We start from the raw sequence: 17,696 nt of genomic DNA, 5'->3' as shown, positions 1-17,696 counted from the left end.
ACCCAAAACTGCCATATCAAATGAATACAGGCTGAGTTCGTGAGTTTAATGTGAAGATAGTTAGTAATTGAAAGTAGGGCTAAATTGCCGCCGAGATTTGCATTTTTTCATAATTTTGTCTGGAGTTGGCGAATTGGGAATTTAGTGTCCTTCGCCACAATTTTCTAAATTAGGGTTGATAAACTGCCTATACGGACGGTGTTTTTCCATTCTTGGGCTTTGCCGATCGCCGTTTAGTCCGTTTAACTATGCAGGATTCCAATCAACGGCTCAAGCTGGGGGTACTGTTTTTCGTTGTTACCTTGGTGTTGGCCACTTTGGGCTATATCTGCTTTGGTTGGACAACGACGGAAGCGGTGTACATGGTAGTCATTACCGTTTTTGGGGTGGGCTATGGGGAAGTGCGGCCTCTTACCACCACGGCGGAAAGAGTTTTTACTATGGGGGTAATTCTAGCGGGCACCACCTCAGCGGTTTATATTGTCGGAGCATTTGTGCAAATGGTGACGGAGGGAGAAATCCATCGGGCTTTGGGTAATCAGCAACGGCAACGGCAAATTGCTAATTTAACGGACCACACAATTATTTGCGGTTTTGGCCGCATGGGTCAGGTTTTGGCCAAGCAATTAAAACAGTCTGGCTTGCCCTTTAGCATCATTGATAATCAACCCAGCCAAGTGGCGATCGCCGAAGAATTAGGTTATCTGGCCCATTGCGGGGATGCCACCAGGGAAGAACAATTGCAAATGTTGGGGGTAATGAGGGCAAAGACCTTGGCCACGGTTTTGCCGGAGGATGCCACCAATGTCTTTATTACCCTGACTGCGAGGGAACTCAACTCCCGCTTGACCATTTTGGCCCGGGGAGAAATTCCCGAAACAGAGAGAAAACTCAGGCTTGCAGGAGCGGATCAGGTGATTTTACCCCTGACGGTGGGGGCAGTTCAGATGGCGGATTTAATCACCCAATCGAACCGGCGGGATTTTCTCAATCGCCCCGATGAACGGGGTTTTTTAAATGACCTGTTGGCCAGCGTGGAAGTACAAATGGATGAACTAATTGTGGCACCGGATTCCCCCGCCATGGGTCGCACCATTATGGAAATGGAAGTTCGCAGTAAGGGAGCCTTTATTGTCATTGCCCTACGCCGAGCGGATGGCAGTACTATTCTCCATCCCCACCCTTCGCAAATCTTGAACGAGAACGACACCATCATTGTCATTGGTCACCGCTCGGAAATTCCCCGCTTTGCTGAACAGTACCAGTTCAAGCGCAAACAACTCAAAGCCCGTTGGCAAGAGGCCGCCCTAACCCCATGACCTCCATCGATACACTCTGGCTGTTGCTCTGTGCTGGCTTAGTATTTTTTATGCAAGCCGGTTTTATGTGTTTGGAGTCGGGGCTAACCCGTTCTAAAAACAGCATTAACGTTGCCATTAAAAATTTTGCTGACTTTGGCATTTCTGTGGCTCTTTTTTGGTCCTTTGGCTTCAGCATTATGTTTGGACTGTCCCAGGGAGGCTGGTGGGGCACAGGTTATAGCTTTGTTGACGTAGGGGGAGAACCCACCCTAGCGGTGTTTTTCCTGTTTCAGGCTATGTTCTGCGGCACCGCTACTACAATTATTTCCGGAGCGGCGGCGGAACGGTTAAAGTTTTCTGCCTACTTATTGGTGGCGGGGCTAGCTTCTGGGCTCATTTATCCCCTCTTTGGAGATTGGGCTTGGAATGGCTTAGCAACAGTGGCAGGCATAGAAACTACAGGGGGCTGGTTAGAAAATTTGGGCTTTCGGGATTTTGCCGGGTCAACGGTGGTGCATAGCGTCGGGGCTTGGATCGGTTTAGCCACTATTCTCGTTGTTGGCCCCCGCCAAGGTCGTTTTCCCAAAACCGGTAAAACCTTAAAAATTCAGGGTTCCAATATGCCCTTTTCCGTTCTAGGCACTTTGATTCTCTGGTTTGGTTGGTTGGGCTTCAATGGTGGCAGTACCTTTGGCTTGACACCGGAGGTGCCGGGCATTATGGTCAACACTGTCCTAGCCGGGGTGGGGGGCATGTTGATGGCGGGGTTGATTAGCCTCCTACAGGACAAAATGATCCAAGTGGAACCCCTGATGAATGGTTCCCTGGCCGGTTTGGTGGCCATTACTGCCAGCGCCAATGTGGTTATGACACCGATCGCCATGGTGATTGGAGCTACGGGGTCGGCGATCGCCTATCTGGTGGGAAAAAAAATGTTGCACTGGGGGGTAGATGATGCGGTGGATGCGGTGGCAGTCCATGGTGGGGCAGGAGTCTGGGGCACTCTCTGTGTGGGATTATTCGGTCAATTGCCGTTGGTGGATACGGGGCTAAATCGTTGGCAACAATGCGGGGTACAACTGCTGGGTATTGGAGTTTGTACGCTGTGGGCCTTTGGGTTGGCTTGGGTATTTTTAACGTTGCTAAATCGGGTGTTTGCCTTGCGGATTTCCCCCGAAGATGAGGAAATTGGGCTTAATGTGTCGGAACATCAAGCCACCACAGAAACTTATGAACTTTTTCAGGTAATGGACCGCCAAGCCAAAACCCATGATTTAAGTTTGCGGGTGCCCGTTAACCCTTTTACCGAAGTGGGGCACATTGCCGGTCGCTACAACCAAGTGATGGATGCCTTTGAAGCCCGGCACCACCGTAGCGTGGAGGATCTAGCCCAAATTTATTACGTCACAGCGGCGATCGCCGCCGCCATTGAAAATAACAGTTTTAAAGCCGACCAGTTGGGTTTGGAGGAAGTGACCAATCGGGCCGATGAACTGGGGGCCTTAGCGAGAACTATTCAACAAATGGCGGAAATGCTCCAGCAACGGGACCAAGAATTAATTGCTGTCAAACAACAATTGGTACTCCAACAGCAAAAACAGCACCATGGCAATGGCGAATCGGTGGATTTATCCCCATAGTTGAGTTGCTACTGCGCCAATTAAACTTCACCGTATAAAGCGGCGATCGCCTGTTGGGGATCTGGTTGTTTGACCAGGGATTCGCCGACTAAAACGGCCCGGGCCCCAGCCTGCTGTAATCTTTGCAAATCAGCCAATTCATAAATGCCGGATTCGCTCACTAAAGTAATGTCCCCTTGGGTTAATTGCTCCCGTCGTTGGGCAAAAAGATCCTCTGTGGTTTGCAGATCAACGGTGAAGGTTTGCAAATTACGGTTATTAACTCCGATTAGTTGCACCCCGTCCAAAGCCAAAACCCGGTCCATTTCCTCCAGGGTATGGACTTCCACCAACGCCGCCATGCCCAAACCTTCAATAATTTTGAGGAAATAACGCAAATCCTTATCGCTGAGGATAGCGGCAATTAACAGCACCGCATCGGCCCCCCGACTCCGGGCTAGATAGATTTGATAGGGGTAAATAATAAATTCCTTGCACAGCAAGGGTAATTGCACCGCTGAGCGTACCAGTTGCAAATTTTCAAAACTACCCTGGAAAAATTTCTCGTCCGTCAACACCGATAAACAGTTAGCCCCTCCCGCTTCATAGGCCTTGGCGATCGCCACTGGGTCAAAATCCGCCCGAATAATGCCCTTACTAGGGGAAGCCTTTTTCACTTCAGCAATTAAGGCCGGTTGCCGGGGACTCTGGCGCAATGCCCCCACAAAATCCAATGGGGGAGTCATGTCCTTGACTAAACTTTGGAGTTTGACCAGGGGGACTAATTCTCGCCGTTGGGCCACTTCCTTTTCCTTATGCCAAACAATTTCCTCCAGAATGTGACGGGGAGCCGCTTCTGGATGCTTAATTTGATACTGAAGAATGTCAACTTTGATGGGGGGGTTAGGAGGCCGGCGGCGAATTTCCATAAATTGACGGTCAATGCAAGGGATATTTTTGCGGCTAAGAGGTGAAATTAGCTCATTCCAATTTTAAATAGTAGGATGGAATCGTTAATTTTGTTGCCCAAGCTCCTCCGGCCAGCCACTCTAACTAGTCTGAATGGATTGTTCAAAAGTGAAAAAATTTCCCCGTGAATCCACTGTGGAGTGATTACGAAAAAGTACTTTTGCGCATTGTACTCACCAGCTTGACAGCCCTGATTGTCTTGTTCTGCCTTTGTCTGGGCTACCATTTGGTGCGCTTTACTCTGTTGGGATTTTGAGCGATATTACTGCCAATGACCAATGGGACTTAGGCATTTGGCTCCAATGCCTAAACACAATCTTACCCAGCCCAACGCCTGGAGTGGTTGAATTAGAATCGCCCCTTTAATTTTCGATGCCACTGCATTTATTCCTATGGTCATAAGCGAGCTTTTACCCAACCTAGATTCCGGCTTAACTACTCTCCGCACCGCCGGCTGGGGCGCAATGGAAATTCTTCAGTCCTACTACAGTGGCCAGAATCAGACCAATTTAAATGCCAACGAAGATAAACAGGATGGCCCCGTAACAGCGGCGGATTTGGCGGCCAATCAATATATTTTGGCTACTTTGCAAGCTACCTTTAACCCGGAAGAATTTGGCTATCTAAGCGAAGAAACCCACCAGGGCAACGAACCATTACCCCAGGATTGGGTTTGGATTATTGACCCCCTCGATGGCACCAGGGACTTCATTGATAAAACCGGGGAATATGCCCTGCATATTGCTTTGACCTATCGCCAGCGGCCGGTGTTGGCCCTAGTGGGCATGCCGGAAGCCCAAAAGCTTTACTATGCCATCCAAGGTCAGGGCTGTTTTCGAGAAACCAAAGCCGGGGCAATAACCCCAGTGAAGGTGAAGCCTAAAACTGAATTAGAATCTTTAACCCTAGTAGTGAGCCGTAGCCATCGGGACCAACGTTTCCAAGATTTGATTGACCGTTTACCCTTTGGCGATCGCCATTATGTGGGCAGTGTGGGCTGTAAAATCGTCACGATTTTGGAGGGACAGAGCGATGTGTACATTTCCCTCTCCGGTAAATCCGCCGCTAAGGATTGGGACTTTGCGGCCCCGGAGTTGATTCTCACCGAAGCGGGGGGAGAGTTTACCTATTTTGACCAGACCCCTGTGTTGTATAACCGGGGCGACGTGCGGCAATGGGGCGGTATCCTGGCTAGCAATGGTTCCCACCATGGAGCTTTGTGTGAGCAAGCCGTGGAAATTTTAGCTGAACTAGATCAAAATAATTAACCTAATGGATCAAACTGAAGCGGCCCAACGCTGGTTGGGCATTGACCCCGGTTTAGCCATTATTGGTTGGGCTATTCTCGACGGTCAGCCGGATCTATCGGCTCACTTGGTGGACTATGGCATTATCGAAACATCTAAAAATCTCAGCACCCCAGAAAGATTGGTGGAAATTGAGCAGGATATCCACGTCCTACTAGAAGAATTTTCCCCCCAGGCGATCGCCATGGAAATGCCTTTTTTTAGTCGGCAAATCAAAGCGGCCGGAGGCGTAATGCAGGCCTTGGGGGTGATAAACCTCGTTATTTACCGGGAAAAGAGCATTCAGCCCGTCTTTTTGCACCAATCCAGTTGGAAATGCCATCTGGGCAACGGTAAAGCCAATAAAGCCGAGGTGGCCGCCATGGTGCAGAATTTTTTTGGTCTAGAAGACCTACCCATCGACGATAGTGTAGATGCCATTGCCATTGCCCTGGCTGGTCTGAACGGAGTCCGCAACGACATTGGTTAAGATGCGGAGGTGGGGATTTCTGGGCAACCATCTGGGGGCGAGAGTTTGCTACAGTAAACACTACAGAAGCCTTGTCAATTATTGTTAAGCAAAACATCGACGCATTATGCCTGGGGATTATTACCAAACGCTTGGAGTGACGCGGGATGCTGATAAAGATGAAATCAAACGAGCCTACCGTCGGTTAGCCCGGAAATATCATCCTGACGTTAATAAAGAACCAGGAGCAGAGGAAAAATTCAAAGAAATTAACCGAGCCTACGAAGTGCTATCGGAGCCAGAAATTCGTCAACGCTACGATCAATTTGGTGAAGCGGGGGTCAGCGGTGGCGGTGCCCAGGGCTTCGATGTGGGCAATATGGGCGATTTTGCCGACATTTTTGAAACCATTTTTGGTGGCTTTGGCGGTGGCATGGGCGGCCAGCAGCGGGGTCGTCGTCGAGCCAATGGTCCCACCAGGGGGGATGATCTACGGCTAGATTTACAGTTAACTTTCCAGGAAGCTATTTTTGGCGGCGAAAAAGAAATTCGCATTCCCCACCTGGAATCCTGTCAGGTCTGTGAGGGCACTGGGGCCAAGCCCGGCACTGGGGTTAAAACCTGTGGCACCTGTAATGGCGCTGGACAAGTCCGTCGGGCCACCCGCACCCCCTTTGGTAGTTTTGCCCAAGTTTCCGCCTGTCCTACCTGTAACGGCAGCGGCGAAGTCATTGAACAGAAATGTGAAGCCTGTAACGGGGTCGGCCGCAAACAGGAAACGAAAAAGCTGAAAATTACCATTCCCGCCGGAGTGGATGATGGTACCCGTTTGCGGGTGGGTAAAGAAGGAGATGCTGGTTTACGGGGTGGTCCCGCAGGGGATCTGTACGTCTTCCTGATGGTGGAAACGGATAAGCATTTTGTCCGGGAAGGGATGAATATTCGTTCCAATTTGGAAGTGAGCTATCTCCAAGCCATCCTTGGTTGTCGTCTGGAAGTGGACACAGTGGACGGTAAAGCAGAATTGACTATCCCCGCCGGCACCCAACCCAACACCGTCTTAACCCTGGAAAATAAAGGGGTGCCCAAATTAGGCAACGCCACCATTCGGGGCGACCATCTAATCACGGTTAAGGTACAAATTCCCACCCGGATTAACTCGGAAGAGCGGGAGCTATTGGAACGATTGGCCACTATCAAAGGAGAAAGCCACGGCAAAGGTGGATTAGAAGGATTTTTAGGGGGATTATTCCATAAATGAGCCTGGATAATGAATCAATCTTGCTAGATCTGCGGGGCACTCCCTGTCCGATTAATTTTGTTCGCACTAAGCTCAAATTGGCCCAGATGGCCCCAGGACAATGCCTGGAAGTCTGGCTAGATGAGGGAGAACCAGTGGAGCAGGTACCCCATAGCTTGGAATTGGAAGGCTATACGGAGCAATCCCTACGAGCACTGGAAGGAGAATCGGCCTATTGTTTAACCATTACCGTTCCGGCGACAGTTCCCTAGGGGACTAGGGGTTAACCAATGACCAAAGCTACGGATGAAGGTACGGTTATTGCCGTTCAAGCTAACTACTATTGGGTGCGGCTACGGAATGTGACGTCTCAACCACTACTCTGCACCCGCCGTACCCGTCTGAAAAAAGTGGGGCAAAAGGTCATGGTGGGGGATCAAGTCCGGGTGGAATTACCTCCTTCTTTGTTGTTGCATGGTCGTAGCAATACTGCACCAGTGCCCATGGTGGCCGAGGGGGATCTAGGGGCGATCGCCAAAGTTTATCCCCGCCGCACTGTGTTGGAGCGGCCACCGGTGGCCAATGCCGAACAAATTTGTTTAGTTTTTGCCCTCACCGATCCTCCCCTGGAAGAATGGCAGTTAAGTCGATTTTTGGTGCAAGCAGAAGCCACGGGACTGGAAATTAGCCTTTGCTTCAATAAACAGGATTTGGTGCAGGAAACCGATGTTAAATTCTGGGGCGATCGCCTGGCGGCCTGGGGTTACGCACCGATCATTATCAGCGTGGAAAATCGCTGGGGCGTGGAAAAATTACAGGAAAAACTAAGGAGCCGCATTAGCTTAATGGCCGGCCCCTCCGGAGTGGGCAAATCCAGTCTGATCAACCTGCTGGTGCCAGGGGTAGAACAACAGGTCAAAAATGTGTCGGGCAAACTGCGAAAAGGGCGCCACACCACTCGCCATGTGGAACTATTTGACCTTCCCCACGGGGGGCTACTAGCCGATACTCCAGGCTTCAACCAACCAGACCTGGCCGTTGAACCGGCCCAACTAATTCATCTTTTTCCCGAAGCCCGACAACAGTTAACAGGGCAGGAATGTTTTTTTAAAGACTGTTTGCACCGGGGAGAACCGGACTGTGCAGTGGGGCAGGATTGGGAAAGGTACGAACATTACCTAACCTTTCTGGAGGAAGTTTTGGCCCAGCAAAACCCGGAAAATTCTAGGGAAACGGACACAGGCTTGAAAACTAAAACCGGCAGTGATGGCCAGGAGTACGATGAACCAAAATTAGAAACTAAAAAATATCGCCGTCATTCCCGTCGTCAGGAGCATCAAGAACTCCAAAGTTTTTGTGAGCAAACGGATTTAGATAATTTACAGGAGGACTGGGAATAGACCGGAACGTTAGACTTAGAACAAACGAAATAACTAAGTTAAAAGTTATAACCAAAACTAATCAGTTAATCATTTTCCCAATATTCACAGGACATCAAGTCACCAATCTGATCCCGCAGTAAATAGTCATTCCTTTCCAATTCACATTCCACACAGACCCATTCCCGGGCAGGAATATACTGACAGAGGACATAAATGGGCTGGTGACGACTTACTGTGCCCTGCTCCACTAACAAGCGAGCCTCATCCTTGAGCATATTAATGTCGTAACCGGAGGAAGGAAGGGGTGTTAAAGTTGCAGTACTCATAAAAGCCACCAAAGTTGAAACTCATACACAACTATAACCTAACCCCAAATACAAACAAAGGGGGGCTTTGCTGTATTATCGATTACAATTCTTTGCACTTCCGTATAAATACTTAATTTTCTAGACTTTGGGCAACTCTAAACTTTTTGTTAAGGTTTTGCCAACGGTGACTGGCTGGTAGTTTTCCCCCTGAATTTGCCTTGCCCCAATCACGATATACTCAATGGCGACGATCAGGACAGAAAACCATTATGGTGGCGGTTGCAGTATTAGCGGCGGGGAAAGGCACCCGCATGAAATCAGATTTACCCAAGGTGCTCCACCAATTGGGGGGCTACAGTTTGGTGGAAAGGGTATTACAAAGTTGCCGTCCCCTGGCCCCGGAAAGACAGATATTGATTGTGGGCTACCAGGCCGCCGCCGTGGAATCTTCTTTGGCCGGGCGATCGGACGTGGAATTTGTTGAGCAAAGGGAACAGTTGGGGACTGGCCACGCTATTCAGCAGTTACTGCCTTGCCTCCAGGATTACCAGGGGGATTTGTTGGTGTTGAATGGGGATGCCCCTCTGCTCCGGTCAGAAACCTTGGAAAATTTGCTTGCTACCCACCAACGCCATGGCAATGCGGCCACCCTGCTCACAGCCCATTTGCCAGATCCGAAGGGTTACGGCCGGGTATTTTGCAACGGGGATAATCGGGTTACGCAAATTGTCGAGGACCGGGATTGTAATGCGGCCCAACGGCAAAACCATCGAGTCAATGGCGGTATTTATTGCTTCCACTGGCCTCGATTAGCGGCCGCTTTGCCTAAATTATCAGCCAACAATGATCAAAAGGAATATTACCTAACGGAAGTAGTGGACTACCTGGACCAGGTGATGGCGGTGGATGTGGACGATTATTTAGAAATTAACGGCATCAATGACCGCAAACAGTTGGCGGCGGCCAATGATATTTTGCAAAATCGCATCAAGGATGACTGGATGGCCCAGGGCATTACTTTGATCAACCCCGATAGCATCACTATTGACGACACAGTAGTACTAGAAGCGGATGTGATCATTGAACCCAACACTCACCTGCGGGGTAAAACTGTGATTGGTCGGGGTAGTCGCATTGGCCCCGGTAGTCTGATCGAGGATAGTATTGTCGGATCTGATGCATCAGTTCTATTTTCCGTGGTTAGCCAAAGTCAGATTGGGGACGGTTGTCGCCTTGGACCCTATAGCCACGTTCGAGGGGAGGCGGATATTCAAGCCAACTGTCGCATTGGCAATTTTGTCGAAGTGAAAAAATCTGTCATTGGTGCCCAATCTAATGTGGCCCATTTAAGTTACCTGGGGGACGCGATGCTGGGACAGCGGGTCAATGTGGGGGCCGGTACCATTACGGCTAATTATGACGGGGTGAGCAAGCATGCAACCGTAATTGGTAGTGGCACTAAAACCGGTGCCAATAGTGTGTTTGTGGCCCCAGTGCAGGTGGGGGAAGGGGTAACGGTGGCGGCGGGGTCGGTGATCAATCGGGATGTGCCCGCAGGATCTTTGGCGATCGCCAGGCCACGGCAACGTATTATTGATAATTGGCAAGTGCCCCCAGCCCCGCAGTCGGGTCAACCTTAAATTGTTATGCTCACCATTGCTTTACCGAAAGGCTCGTTGTTGCGGGATAGTATTGACCGTTTTCAGCAAATTGGCCTAGATTTTTCTGCTTTCCTCGAACCGAAAAACCGTCAGTTACAAATTCTGGACCCCACCCATCGGGCTAAGGCTTTACTGGTGAGGGCCTGGGATGTGCCGGTGTATGTGGAATATGGCCAGGCCCAGTTGGGCATTGTGGGCTACGACATTCTGCGGGAAAAGAAACCAGCGGTGGCCCAGTTGGCGGATTTAAATTTTGGTGGCTGTCGTCTTTCGGTGGCCGTGCCCCAGGCCAGTCCCTATCGGCGATCGGTGGATTTACCGCCCCATGGTCGGGTGGCTTCTAAGTTTGTCCATTGTGCCCTGGAGCATTTCCGACGTTTGGATTTGCCGGTGGAAATTATTCCCCTTTATGGCTCGGTGGAGTTGGGGCCCATTACGGGCATGTCGGAAGCCATTGTGGATTTAGTTTCCACTGGTCGCACTCTCCAAGAGAATGGCTTGATGGAAATCGAAGTTTTGTTCGACAGTAGCGCCCGCCTCATTGCCCATCCCCTCAGTTACCGGGTTAATGGCGATCGCCTGCTGGACTGGGTGGAAAAATTGCGATCGGTGATCTAATCTTCTTGGTTAGGCCAAAGTAAACGCAGGGCCATGATGGTAAACCCCAAGGCGGCCAATGCTTTGAGTAATTTAGTCGGCAAAAATTGAGCTAAACTGCCCCCAGCCAAAACCCCAAGGAAACTGGCTAAAATTAATGCCGTCACGGAACCGAAAAATACGGCCCGGGGAGATTTGGCACTTCCCCCCAAGGCGATCGCCGCCAACTGGCTTTTGTCGCCAATTTCCGCTAGAAAAACGGTGATGAAACTTAGACCAAACAGTTGCCAATCCATAGTGATGTTAAAACGAAAAATGTTAAGGGGAAGTCAAACCCTGCTCGCCGATTAAATAATCCACAAATTGCCTCGCTGTGCGGCCTGATCGCCCATTATGCCTGGTGGCCCATTGTTTAGCCCGGAAATCTAACTCCGTTTCCGATAAATTAATCTGCGCCTGTTTAGCCAAGTGGTGTACTATCATCAAATACGTGTCCTGGTTAGCCGGCGGAAAAGTTAGGGTTAAACCAAAACGGTCACTAAAGGATAATTTTTCCTGCACCGTGTCCCAAGCCTGTACTTCGTCAGCATCCTGGGGCGAAGGGCGATCGCCAAAAAATTCGCGAATTAAATGACGGCGGTTACTGGTGGCATAAATGACCACATTAGCGGGGCGGGCGACCAAATCCCCTTCTAAGACAACCTTTAAACTTTTAAAACGCTCATCCTCCTCTTCAAAGGAGAGGTCATCAACAAAAATGATAAATTTCTGAGGATAGGTACGTAGTTTTCCCACCAATAAAGGCAGGGTAATCAAATCCCGGGGAGATACTTCCACTAGGCGCAAACCCCGATCGCCGTACTGATTAACCAAGGCTTTCACCAAAGAAGATTTACCACTGCCTCGACTGCCATAGAGCAACACATTCAGCGCCGGCAGTCCCTGCAAAAGGCATTGCGTATTTTGACAGAGGATCTTTTGGGGATCATCGTAGCCCACCAAGTCTGCCAATCGAACGCCATCGATTTGGGGTACCCCCTGTAAGTTTTTCCCCCGCCAACGAAAAGCCCGGTAATGGGCCACGGCTCCCACGCCTTTTTGTCGATAATGGGCCACCAGATAAGCCAAATTTTCGCCCCAGTTTTGGCCGCCTTCTGCAGGAAACTCTAGTTGGTTGGGCACTTGCCAAGCCTTTAACGCCACTGGAGTTTGGGAAGCAATGATTACCCACTGCAAAATCTGTTCCGGTGGGCATTGATACACCATTTGGATCAAATTCAGGTCATGGCGAGCCGCATCCTGCAAACTGGTTGGTAATTGGGCCAATTCTTCCCTTTGCACCCGCACACTAAATGGATTCTCATCCTCCAACAGGCGATCGAGTAAAAAGTCCTGCCAACTCTGACCCGCCTCGGCCAAATGGCGAAACCACACCCCATAGGCTTGCAAACAAACCGTAGCTTCCGGCTTTTGATTCGTGCCATTGTGGTGCAAACAGCGCAACAAATCTAAAAAAGCTTCCCCAATGGGATTGTCGAAAATACCTTGATACAGTAACAGGCTGGAAACCTGATGGTACAAAGCTTTGCTGGATGTAGCTAGTAGGGGAGTAGGGTAGGGAACCGTCATCAAATATTGTGCCAAAGTCTAGGGTAAAATTTCCCGGCCCACCGCCTTATAGCGCCCCCAGGCCAAATGGGAACGGGGATCAACGTAATCTCGAATAATTACCCCCGACTGGGAAGCCCGCTCAAAGGCCACCAATAGGGGAATTTCCGTTGTGAACAGAGGTAAATTTTCCGCCTGTAATAATTGCCTTGCTTCGCGACCACTACGGGTACGGGCATCTACCTTGGTTAACAAAATTTTGTAGTTAACCTTGAGGGAGGCCAATTGCTCCGCCGCCTTTAAAGTGGCATCTAAATCCAAATGGTTGGGAGTGGTGGGAATAATCAATAAATCGCTCCCCTCTGCCAAATCCCGAAATTCATCCAACTCTGGCATGGCTCTAGTGTCCACCACAATGTGGGGATACTTACGGATTAATGCGGTGGAGCCCGCTTGGGAAGCAACGTAGAAGGGTAATTTTTCTTCCCTCGCCCAGATTAATGCCGAACGGTTACGGTCCGCATCAATCAGCAATGTTTGATCCTTTTGTTGCAGATAGGCTGCCAGGTGGACAGCGGTGGTGGTTTTCCCAACGCCCCCTTTGAGGGCAGTGATGGCAATAATCATCGGCTAGGGCAAAAGAAAAAGGAGAGCTGTAACACTCTCCCAACTTTAGCTAATTGATGATGTTTTGCTCAATTAGTTTTGTTTTTTAGTCATTTCTTCGAGTGATAACTGTTTTGCAAAACCTTTAGAGAGCATTACCCCGGGGCAGTACTTCCTCAGGGAAGATAAAGTTTTCATGGGGTTGATCTTGGGGAGCCATCCAGGCGCGCATCCCTTCGTTCAACAAAATGTTTTTCGTATAAAACGTTTCAAATTCCGGATCTTCAGCAGCCCGCAGTTCCTGGGAAACGAAGTCATAAGCCCGTAGGTTCAACGCCAAACCGACGATACCCACAGAACTCATCCACAAACCAGTTACGGGAACGAACAACATGAAGAAGTGCAGCCACCGTTTGTTGGAGAAAGCAATACCGAAAATCTGAGACCAGAAACGGTTGGCAGTCACCATGGAGTAGGTTTCTTCCGCTTGGGTAGGTTCAAACGCCCGGAAGGTGTTGGAATCTTCACCGTCTTCAAACAGGGTGTTTTCCACCGTGGCACCGTGGATGGCACACAGTAGGGCACCACCGAGAATACCGGCTACTCCCATCATGTGGAAGGGGTTCAGGGTCCAGTTGTGGAAACCTTGTAGGAACAAAATAAACCGGAAGATTCCCGCTACCCCAAAGCTGGGAGCAAAGAACCAACTCGATTGACCCAAGGGGTACATCAGAAAGACGCTGACAAATACCGCAATGGGACCAGAGAAAGCGATGGCGTTGTAGGGACGAATGCCTACCAGACGGGAAATTTCGAACTGACGCAGCATGAAGCCAATCAATCCAAAGGCACCGTGGAGGGCAACGAAGGGCCACAAACCACCAATTTGGAACCAGCGGGTCAGGTTACCTTGAGCTTCCGGTCCCCACAGGAACAGGAGGGAATGGCCGAAGGCATCGGCGGGGGAAGAGACCGCCACGGTCAAAAAGTTAGCCCCTTCCAGGTAGGAACTGGCTAGACCGTGGGTGTACCAGGAAGTAACGAAGGTGGTGCCGGTTAACCATCCCCCCAGGGCCATGAAGGCGCAGGGGAAGAGTAGCAAACCAGACCAACCGATAAATACGAAACGATCACGCTTTAGCCAATCGTCGAGGACATCAAACCATCCTCTTTCGACTGGGGCGCGTCCGACTGCAATGGTCATGGCGCAAAATCTCCAAAATAATAATTACGAAGGAAAATTTTCTCTCCCGATCGCCGACCCATGGTTTTGCCCGTTGTTGGGACAAAAATGAGAAAGAACCGGGAAATCTTAATTTTTCTTAATGTTATCCATTGTAAAGGAAATTCTGGGAATCTGCCAGTGCGAAAGGGATTGGAGCATAGTTACATGTCAAAGCCAGCCCAGTAACATTCCAGCTAGTAACACAAAGCCAATGATGACGTTTTGTCCAAAAATTTGACCGTATAGTTTCGGTTCCGGCGTGGGGGCACTGAGTTGGATGTATTGGATCACCCAACCCACAATGGCGATCGCCAAGCTGAGCCAATAGAGGGGATTGAGCATTAGAATCATGCCCAAATAAAATAAACAGCCAATGGTGAGGGCGAAAAATATCCCCACCGCTTCCCCGACGTACTGGCCAAAAAACAGGGCACTGGAGTTAACCCCAATGCGGCGGTCATCTTCTCGATCCGCCATGGCGTAAACAGTGTCAAAACCGAGGGTCCAAAACACGGTGGCCCCCCACAGCACCCAGGTGGCATCGGTCAAATCCCCCGTGACTGCACTCCAACTAATTAGCACAGCAAAACCCCAAGCAATTGACAGTACTAACTGGGGTACAGGGAAAACCCTTTTCGCACCAGGGTAAGCAACAATGACCGGCACCGCCGCCACACAAAGCCAGAAACTGAGGGGAGTGAGGTAAAAGGCTAGCCCCGCCGCACACAGTAGGGCTACTAACGCCACTCCAATGCCCACTTGCACCGAGAGAGCCCGGGCCGCCAGAGGCCGTTGCTTAGTGCGCTCTACCTGGGGATCAATATCCCGGTCCCATAGGTCATTGACCACACAGCCTAAACCACTGGTGGCCAAAGTTCCCAAAGCAATGGTGCCTAGTAGGGGTAGGGGTGGTAGACCTTGGGCCGCTAAACACACTGCCCACAGCGCCGGAATCATTAAAATCAGTCGGCCGGCGGGTTTATGCCAGCGCAACAGGTAAATGATTGTTAACCAGAGGGGCGGGGAAGATGGGGTTTGGGCAACCATAGAAAAATTAAAGGACTACTAGGGGGAAGGGGGGCGGTCACTGCTCCAGGCCCACCAACCCTGACCACATTCACACTGGTAAAATTCCTGCCATTTGCGCCGTCGATCATCCCCCAACACTGGCGATCGCCGATTGATCCAAGCCCGGAGGGCCTGACGGGGGCCAGCTTGGCATTGGGGACAACAAAAACCCCTGGCATGAACAGTATCCTCAACCCAAGGGGGAGGAGTGGGGTCAAAGACTTCCATGGGGTTCTGGCATGGGTAAGGGATGGAAAAATTCGGCTAGCAATGGCGATCGCCGTAGTTTACCAATGGGGTGAATGGGGCCGATGATTAGAACTCTTCGGGGTAATTATTCATGGTGGCTTCGGCGTTGTCCCGCTTAGAGCCGAGTAAATCCAAATTATTGACCCGGATCACTGGCTTGGAACGAGGAGTACCGGAGTTCCGGTCTTCCCAATGGTCAAACTTTAACGATCCTTGGATACCAATCAAACTGCCTTTTTTGACGTAGTTACCGGCTATTTCAGCAGTTTTACCCCAAATTTCCAGGTCAAACCAATCGGGGGGTTCATCCTTTTTGCTTGTGCGTCGATTCACCGCCAGGGTGAAGTTACAAACTACATTACCGGACTCAAAATATTTAACTTCAGGGTCACGGCCGGCCCTTCCCACCAAATGGATGCTGTTCACTGACATAAAAATCTTTCCTTGGGATCTTGAAGATTTTCCGATACGCTATTAGCGGTTAGCCTCAGTTTAAAGTCAAACCTCCATCTTCGTCATCTCAATTTAATTTATGACTTCCCCCTCTCCCCTGGTCGGCATCATCATGGGAAGCGATTCCGATCTCCCCACCATGGCAGCGGCGATCGCCGTCTGTGAAGAATTTGCCGTACCAACGGAGGTGGCCATTATCTCTGCCCATCGCACCCCGGAAAGAATGGTGGAGTATGCCCAAACTGCCCACCAGCGGGGCTTGCGGATAATTATTGCCGGGGCTGGGGGAGCGGCCCATTTACCGGGCATGGTGGCGGCCCTGACCCCTTTACCAGTCATCGGTGTGCCGGTGCAGACTAAAACCTTACAGGGAGTGGATTCCCTCTATTCCATTGTGCAAATGCCGGGGGGAATACCTGTAGCTACCGTGGCGATCGGTAATGCCAAAAATGCGGGGTTATTGGCGGTGCAAATACTGGCTAGCCATAATCCCGTGCTGTTGGAAAAAGTACAGCAATATCGCCAAAGTCTAGAAACCATGGTTTTGGACAAACAAGCGGAGTTGGAGCGACTGGGCTACAGGGCCTATCTGGACCAGCAAAATCAGTGATTTCTGACATCACTGCCATCCCCCCAAGACCATTAACCGAGTATGGCAAAATGGGGCTTAATTCGATCGATGTTAATTCGACCACCACATTGGACAATCGGGGATAACGGCTATGGGCATTAAGGCGTTGGCGGGCAGGGATCTATTGGCGATCGCCGATTTGACCATCGAAGAGATGAAATCACTCTTGCAGTTGGCGGCGGATCTTAAATCCGGTGTGCTCAAGCCCCACTGTCGGAAAATTCTCGGTTTACTGTTTTACAAAGCCTCCACCCGTACCAGGGTTTCCTTCACCGCGGCCATGTATCAACTGGGAGGGCAGGTATTGGATTTAAACCCCAGCGTGACCCAAGTGGGTCGGGGAGAGCCGATTCAGGATACCGCTAGGGTATTAGACCGCTACATTGATATCCTGGCGGTGCGGACTTTCAAACAGACAGATCTGCAAACCTTTGCTGACCATGCCAAAATGCCCATCATCAATGCCCTGAGCGACTTGGAGCATCCCTGCCAAATTTTGGCCGATTTACAAACCATCAAGGAATGTTTCGGCAAATTGGAAGGCTTAACGGTGACTTATCTAGGGGACGGCAACAATGTCGCCCATTCCCTCATTCTCGGTGGGGTAATGATGGGCATGACGGTGCGGGTGGCTACCCCGAAGAACTATGAACCCTTGGCAGAAATTGTTCAACAAGCCCAACAAATTGCGGCTCCAGGGGGAAAAGTGGAACTAACCGACGATCCCAAAGCCGCCGCCCAGGGAAGTCATATCCTCTACACCGATGTGTGGGCCAGCATGGGCCAGGAAGATTTAGCCGACAGTCGCATTCCCATTTTCCAGCCCTACCAGATTAACCAAGAACTCCTTGCCTTGGCCGATCCCGAAGCCATTGTGCTCCACTGTCTGCCGGCTCACCGGGGGGAAGAAATTACTGACGCTGTTATGGAAGGCCCGCAATCCCGACTGTGGGACCAAGCGGAAAATCGCATGCACGCCCAAAAAGCCCTCATGGTGGCCCTTTTGGGTTTAGTTTAATGCCGC

The 17,696-nt window shown here is 50.4% G+C and carries 21 protein-coding genes; 12 read left to right on the top strand and 9 right to left on the bottom strand.

The window, feature by feature from the left end; translation table 11 throughout:
• Nucleotides 1-248: 248 nt before the first annotated feature.
• Nucleotides 249-1,319: a TrkA family potassium uptake protein gene (locus tag SYNPCCP_RS15070; RefSeq protein WP_010874088.1), complete on the top strand. Its 1,071-nt coding sequence runs from the start codon at nucleotides 249-251 to the stop codon at nucleotides 1,317-1,319.
• Nucleotides 1,316-2,941: an ammonium transporter gene (locus tag SYNPCCP_RS15065; RefSeq protein WP_010874087.1), complete on the top strand. Its 1,626-nt coding sequence runs from the start codon at nucleotides 1,316-1,318 to the stop codon at nucleotides 2,939-2,941. The genes SYNPCCP_RS15070 and SYNPCCP_RS15065 overlap by 4 nt, the downstream gene beginning before the upstream one ends.
• 20 nt (nucleotides 2,942-2,961) lie before the next feature.
• Here the strand turns inward: SYNPCCP_RS15065 and trpC are convergent, their stop codons facing one another.
• Nucleotides 2,962-3,849 carry an indole-3-glycerol phosphate synthase TrpC gene (gene trpC / locus SYNPCCP_RS15060; protein ID WP_010874086.1) on the bottom strand — a complete coding sequence of 296 codons (888 nt, stop codon included), beginning with the start codon at nucleotides 3,847-3,849 and terminating at the stop codon, nucleotides 2,962-2,964.
• A gap of 164 nt (nucleotides 3,850-4,013) precedes the next feature.
• On the opposite strand from trpC, the gene SYNPCCP_RS17815 reads away from it, so the two are divergent.
• From SYNPCCP_RS17815 to rsgA, 6 genes are all read left to right on the top strand, one after another.
• Nucleotides 4,014-4,145: a hypothetical protein gene (locus tag SYNPCCP_RS17815; protein ID WP_255345223.1), complete on the top strand. Its 132-nt coding sequence runs from the start codon at nucleotides 4,014-4,016 to the stop codon at nucleotides 4,143-4,145.
• A gap of 136 nt (nucleotides 4,146-4,281) precedes the next feature.
• Nucleotides 4,282-5,157, top strand: a complete 876-nt coding sequence (locus SYNPCCP_RS15050) for a 3'(2'),5'-bisphosphate nucleotidase CysQ (RefSeq protein WP_010874085.1) — start codon at nucleotides 4,282-4,284, stop codon at nucleotides 5,155-5,157.
• A gap of 4 nt (nucleotides 5,158-5,161) precedes the next feature.
• The gene (locus tag SYNPCCP_RS15045) at nucleotides 5,162-5,665 is read left to right on the top strand and encodes a crossover junction endodeoxyribonuclease RuvC (protein ID WP_010874084.1); all 504 of its coding nucleotides are present in this window, start codon (nucleotides 5,162-5,164) and stop codon (nucleotides 5,663-5,665) included.
• Between the two features lie 106 nt (nucleotides 5,666-5,771).
• Nucleotides 5,772-6,905 carry a molecular chaperone DnaJ gene (gene dnaJ / locus SYNPCCP_RS15040; protein WP_010874083.1) on the top strand — a complete coding sequence of 378 codons (1,134 nt, stop codon included), beginning with the start codon at nucleotides 5,772-5,774 and terminating at the stop codon, nucleotides 6,903-6,905.
• Nucleotides 6,902-7,156 (top strand): sulfurtransferase TusA family protein, encoded by a 255-nt coding sequence (locus SYNPCCP_RS15035; RefSeq protein WP_010874082.1) that lies wholly within the window; start codon nucleotides 6,902-6,904, stop codon nucleotides 7,154-7,156. The genes dnaJ and SYNPCCP_RS15035 overlap by 4 nt, the downstream gene beginning before the upstream one ends.
• An 18-nt stretch (nucleotides 7,157-7,174) precedes the next feature.
• Nucleotides 7,175-8,284, top strand: a complete 1,110-nt coding sequence (rsgA, locus tag SYNPCCP_RS15030) for a small ribosomal subunit biogenesis GTPase RsgA (protein ID WP_010874081.1) — start codon at nucleotides 7,175-7,177, stop codon at nucleotides 8,282-8,284.
• A 65-nt stretch (nucleotides 8,285-8,349) separates the two neighbouring features.
• On the opposite strand, the gene SYNPCCP_RS15025 is transcribed toward rsgA, so the two are convergent.
• Entirely contained in the window at nucleotides 8,350-8,601 is a 252-nt protein-coding gene (locus tag SYNPCCP_RS15025) for a DUF4327 family protein (RefSeq protein ID WP_010874080.1), read from the bottom strand.
• Nucleotides 8,602-8,843: 242 nt separating this feature from the next.
• Here SYNPCCP_RS15025 and glmU point away from each other — a divergent pair, with 242 nt between their 5' ends.
• Together glmU and hisG are read left to right on the top strand one after the other, a co-directional pair.
• The gene (gene glmU / locus SYNPCCP_RS15020) at nucleotides 8,844-10,214 is read left to right on the top strand and encodes a bifunctional UDP-N-acetylglucosamine diphosphorylase/glucosamine-1-phosphate N-acetyltransferase GlmU (protein WP_010874079.1); all 1,371 of its coding nucleotides are present in this window, start codon (nucleotides 8,844-8,846) and stop codon (nucleotides 10,212-10,214) included.
• A 6-nt stretch (nucleotides 10,215-10,220) separates the two neighbouring features.
• Nucleotides 10,221-10,853, top strand: a complete 633-nt coding sequence (gene hisG / locus SYNPCCP_RS15015) for an ATP phosphoribosyltransferase (RefSeq protein ID WP_010874078.1) — start codon at nucleotides 10,221-10,223, stop codon at nucleotides 10,851-10,853.
• Here hisG and SYNPCCP_RS15010 read toward each other — a convergent pair.
• The 7 genes from SYNPCCP_RS15010 to SYNPCCP_RS14980 form a co-directional block, all read right to left on the bottom strand.
• Complete coding sequence (locus SYNPCCP_RS15010; RefSeq protein WP_010874077.1) at nucleotides 10,850-11,128, bottom strand: TMEM165/GDT1 family protein; 279 nt, start codon at nucleotides 11,126-11,128, stop codon at nucleotides 10,850-10,852. The two genes, hisG and SYNPCCP_RS15010, sit on opposite strands and share 4 nt — an antisense overlap.
• Nucleotides 11,129-11,150: 22 nt before the next feature.
• Complete coding sequence (locus tag SYNPCCP_RS15005; RefSeq protein ID WP_010874076.1) at nucleotides 11,151-12,461, bottom strand: ATP-binding protein; 1,311 nt, start codon at nucleotides 12,459-12,461, stop codon at nucleotides 11,151-11,153.
• A gap of 18 nt (nucleotides 12,462-12,479) precedes the next feature.
• Complete coding sequence (locus SYNPCCP_RS15000) at nucleotides 12,480-13,067, bottom strand: ParA family protein (RefSeq protein WP_010874075.1); 588 nt, start codon at nucleotides 13,065-13,067, stop codon at nucleotides 12,480-12,482.
• A gap of 124 nt (nucleotides 13,068-13,191) precedes the next feature.
• Nucleotides 13,192-14,250 carry a photosystem II D2 protein (photosystem q(a) protein) gene (gene psbD / locus SYNPCCP_RS14995; protein ID WP_010872429.1) on the bottom strand — a complete coding sequence of 353 codons (1,059 nt, stop codon included), beginning with the start codon at nucleotides 14,248-14,250 and terminating at the stop codon, nucleotides 13,192-13,194.
• Between the two features lie 189 nt (nucleotides 14,251-14,439).
• Nucleotides 14,440-15,318 (bottom strand): 4-hydroxybenzoate solanesyltransferase, encoded by an 879-nt coding sequence (locus SYNPCCP_RS14990; protein ID WP_010874074.1) that lies wholly within the window; start codon nucleotides 15,316-15,318, stop codon nucleotides 14,440-14,442.
• Nucleotides 15,319-15,336: 18 nt separating this feature from the next.
• Entirely contained in the window at nucleotides 15,337-15,567 is a 231-nt protein-coding gene (locus SYNPCCP_RS14985; RefSeq protein ID WP_041425863.1) for a hypothetical protein, read from the bottom strand.
• Between the two features lie 87 nt (nucleotides 15,568-15,654).
• On the bottom strand, nucleotides 15,655-16,020 hold the full coding sequence (locus tag SYNPCCP_RS14980) for a single-stranded DNA-binding protein (RefSeq protein ID WP_010874073.1): 366 nt from the start codon (nucleotides 16,018-16,020) through the stop codon (nucleotides 15,655-15,657).
• 100 nt (nucleotides 16,021-16,120) lie between these two features.
• Between SYNPCCP_RS14980 and purE the strand changes: the two genes are divergently transcribed.
• Both purE and argF read left to right on the top strand, forming a co-directional pair.
• Entirely contained in the window at nucleotides 16,121-16,651 is a 531-nt protein-coding gene (purE, locus tag SYNPCCP_RS14975) for a 5-(carboxyamino)imidazole ribonucleotide mutase (protein WP_010874072.1), read from the top strand.
• 112 nt (nucleotides 16,652-16,763) lie between these two features.
• Complete coding sequence (argF, locus tag SYNPCCP_RS14970; protein WP_010874071.1) at nucleotides 16,764-17,690, top strand: ornithine carbamoyltransferase; 927 nt, start codon at nucleotides 16,764-16,766, stop codon at nucleotides 17,688-17,690.
• Nucleotides 17,691-17,696: the final 6 nt, after the last annotated feature.

Origin of the sequence: Synechocystis sp. PCC 6803 substr. PCC-P, assembly GCF_000284455.1 — a bacterium.
GTDB lineage: Bacteria > Cyanobacteriota > Cyanobacteriia > Cyanobacteriales > Microcystaceae > Synechocystis.
The sequence above is the reverse complement of the archived record's forward strand: the minus strand, read 5'-3'. Positions and strand labels throughout refer to the sequence as shown.